This window comes from Candidatus Phytoplasma phoenicium, assembly GCF_001189415.1.
GTDB classification, from domain to species: domain Bacteria; phylum Bacillota_I; class Bacilli_A; order Acholeplasmatales; family Acholeplasmataceae; genus Phytoplasma; species Phytoplasma phoenicium.
On sequence record NZ_JPSQ01000004.1, the window covers coordinates 1 to 3,559 of the forward strand.

3 protein-coding genes are annotated in these 3,559 nt (G+C 25.2%); 1 reads left to right on the top strand and 2 read right to left on the bottom strand.

The genetic code is table 11. From position 1 onward, the window contains the following. Positions 1-908, top strand: a 908-nt coding sequence (locus tag AlmWB_RS01835; RefSeq protein ID WP_192833057.1) for a hypothetical protein, incomplete at its 5' end; no start/stop codon positions are given. Between the two features lie 222 nt (positions 909-1,130). Here the strand turns inward: AlmWB_RS01835 and gap are convergent. Together gap and AlmWB_RS00285 are read right to left on the bottom strand one after the other, a co-directional pair. After that, positions 1,131-2,144, bottom strand: coding sequence for a type I glyceraldehyde-3-phosphate dehydrogenase (gap, locus tag AlmWB_RS00280; RefSeq protein ID WP_083993334.1), 1,014 nt, complete (start codon positions 2,142-2,144; stop codon positions 1,131-1,133). A gap of 42 nt (positions 2,145-2,186) precedes the next feature. After that, entirely contained in the window at positions 2,187-3,392 is a 1,206-nt protein-coding gene (locus AlmWB_RS00285) for a phosphoglycerate kinase (protein ID WP_050336999.1), read from the bottom strand. Positions 3,393-3,559 lie beyond the last annotated feature (167 nt).

A 3,559-nucleotide genomic window follows, 5' to 3' on the forward strand; every position in this document is an offset into this window, starting at 1 on the left:
TTTTATTTTTTTATTTGAATATTATTTTTCATTCATTTACCATATTAGCTCATAATGTAGAAGATGATTATGAAAAAATTTGGCAACAATCATTAACTATTAAAGAAAAGATTCAAAATCAACAAAATTTATTGAATAATGAAATTAATGTAGCTAAAAAATTGAAAACGCAAATTGATTCTCTTTTAGGAAATCATGAATTACCATTTAATAATTTATTTGATAAAGTTATTCAAGAAACAGAATCGCAAGAACCCACATCTTTAATTAACCAATTTAATCAAAGTGTTATGGAATTAGATCAATTACCAAAAGAAAGCAAAAAAATAGAAAACCTTAATCCTTTAAAAGAGAAATTAGATAATTTATTAACTCAATACAATGAACAATTAATTAGTATTGTTAAATACAATACTAAATCAATTCAAGAATTAACCAATTTTACTAAAAATAAAGTGGAAAAAATTTTTGATATCATTGAAATATTTTTGACACCTCCAGATGAGGAATTGAAATTAACCCAAGAAGTTCGCCAAGATATAACAAATAAAGAAATTGATGGCGCTTTAGGTTCTTTTCATAAAGGGATTCAGACTTTGATTAATGTTGAAAAAGAAATGACTTTTGATAAACAATTGATCGCATATAACACAGCTAAATTTCATTTCACAGAGGCTTTACAAAAATATCAAAACACAAATAAATTGAAAAAATTGTTTTCATATGTTTTAGGAAATCAAGAACTCAAAAGTGTTTATGATAAAAAATTCGCTATTTTGAATGCTCAAAGCGGAAATTATAAAAGTATGATTCAATGGTTATATATTTTTGGTATTTTTCTGATATTTATTTTCATTTTAGCTATTATGTATATGCCTGCTTTTTATGATAAAAATAAGAAAAAATGACAAAATATACTAGAAAATTTATTTTGAAAGTAGTTGAATAATTAAAAAAATAAATTATTTTTTTGTGTTCAAAAGTAAATATTTTTAGAAAAATAAAAAAACATTGGATTTACAAATCTATTTAAATAATTATTTAGAAATTACAATAAATGTCATTCATGAAGATTAAAAACCAAATTGCTGAAAACAATTTGGTTTTTTTGTTTAAACATCGTTTTGTTATTATTTTGATAAATTAATAATTTTATTAAGTAATCGAGTTAATTGGCTTACATAACTCATTTCATTATCAAACCACGACATTAATTTAATAAAACGTGGTTTTTCTTTTAGTATTTGTAAAGTATTTGCATCATATAAAGAACCGAAAGAAGTACCTATAATATCTGAAGAAACAATAGGATCATCGATATAAGCTAAAGTTTCGTTGGTATTTTGTCGAAAAATATTATTAATGTTTTTTATAGTTACTTCCTGTTTTAATTCAGCTGTTAAATCTATTAAAGAACCTGCAATAGTGGGAACTCGCAAAGCTGTACCATCTATCTTTCCTTTTAATTCAGGGATAACTAAACTAATAGCTTTCGCTGCTCCTGTAGCACTTGGTATTATATTAACAGCTGCAGCTCTTCCTCTACGGGATATAATACCTTTAGGATGAAATTCATCTATTAAAGATTGGTCATTAGTATAACTATGGACAGTAGTCATAAAAGCTTGATTAATTCCAAAATTATCGTTTAATACTTTCACAATAGGAGCTAAACAATTAGTTGTACAAGAAGCACCACTGATAATTGTGTCTTTTTGTGTTAAAATTTGATCATTTACATTATATACTATTGTTTTGATATCATCTGATGTAGTAGGAGCACTGATTAAAACTTTTTGTGCTCCTGCTTTTAAATGTAACTCTGCTTTTTCTTTATTAGTAAAAAACCCTGTACATTCTAAAACTATATTGATACCTAAATTTTTCCATGGTAAATTTTGTGGATTTTTTTCTTGAAAGATAGGTATACGATGATTATCTATTATTAAATTTTGATCTTCCGCTTTGATAATAGGTTTTGGATATTGTCTTTGTATACTATCATATTTTAATGAATAAATTAAGTCTTCGATATTGGTCAAATCATTAATTGCGACAATTTCAATATGGGGTTGTTTCAAAAGATTTTGGAAAGATAATTTGCCGATACGACCAAATCCATTAATAGCTATTTTTGTTTTTATCATTTTATAAACTTCCTTGATTTGATATTAAAAATTATTAATTTAAATTTTTTCATTGTTCGTAATACATTTTATGCCTGGTAGAGATGTTTTTTCTAAATATTCTAAAAAAGCTCCTCCACCAGTAGAAATATGAGTGAATTGATTGTTTAAACCCAATTTTAAAATAGCAACAGCACTATCACCTCCACCAATAATAGTAATAGGCTTAGGGTTGAGAGAAATAATTTTTTTAGCAATGATTTTGGTACCTTGATTAAATTTTTCCAATTCACAAATTCCTAAAGGGCCATTCCATAATATAGTTTTGGTTTTTTGTAAATAATAGGTAAACCTTTTTATAGTCTGAGGTCCAATATCCATCCCCATTAGTTCTTTAGGTATTTGATTATAAGGACAAATTATTGTTTCGGTATGCGTCGAAAATTTTTTACCACAAACGATATCTTCACATAAAATAATTTTATGATTTTGAGGAGATGATAATAATTTTTGAGCTACAGATAAACTACTTGGGTCTATTAAACTATGACCTACTTCTAACCCTTTGGCTTTCAAAAAAGTAAAACACATTGCGCCGCCAATCAAAAGGAAATCTACTTTTTGTAAAAGTTTATGAATAACTTTAATTTTATCCGATAATTTAGCTCCTCCTAAAATCATAACTAAAGGTTTTTTTGGATTTTTAACTATTTTATTGAGCATATTCATTTCTTTTTCCATTAAAAAACCAAAACATTTTTGTGAAATATGATTGGCGATTCCTATATTAGAGGCATGTTTTCTATGAACCATGCCAAAAGCATCATTTACAAAGACATCTCCTAAAGAAGCCCAATATTTTCCTAAATTTAGTTCATTTTCACTCTCTTTTTTACCATTCAAGTCTTCGAAACGTGTATTTTCTAACATTAATATATTACCAGGCAGTAAAAGATCAATTTGTTTTTCTACTAAAGGACCACGTGTAAAAGGAACAAATATCACTTGTTTTTTTAAATAAAAAGATAATTTTTCAGCTATTGGTTTTAAACTTAATTTTTGCTTATCTATTGCAGTTTTGATTCTGCCTAAATGGGACAAAAGAATAATTTTACAATTTTGTTTTATTAAGTATTTTAAAGTTGGTAAAATAGCTTTAATTTTATTATTTTTTTGAACGACACCTTTTATTATTGGTATATTTAAATCTACTCTTAATAAAATTTTTTTATTTTTGATATTGGTATGTATTAAATTTTTTTTCATATTATAGTTGACCTTATTTGCATAAAGTTAATTTTTAAATTTATGACAAATATAATTAAATAGAAATTTCATATACTTTTGATGGTATAGCATTAGAAGATGTTTGTTTTCGATACTTAAAATTAGAAAATTGAATAGGATCAGAAATATTAAACAAAATGACAAAT

Coding starts and splice junctions, on each gene's coding strand:
- AlmWB_RS00285 (WP_050336999.1), bottom strand. CDS start 3,392: ATGAAAAAAAATTTAATACATACCAATATCAAAAATAAAAAAATTTTA.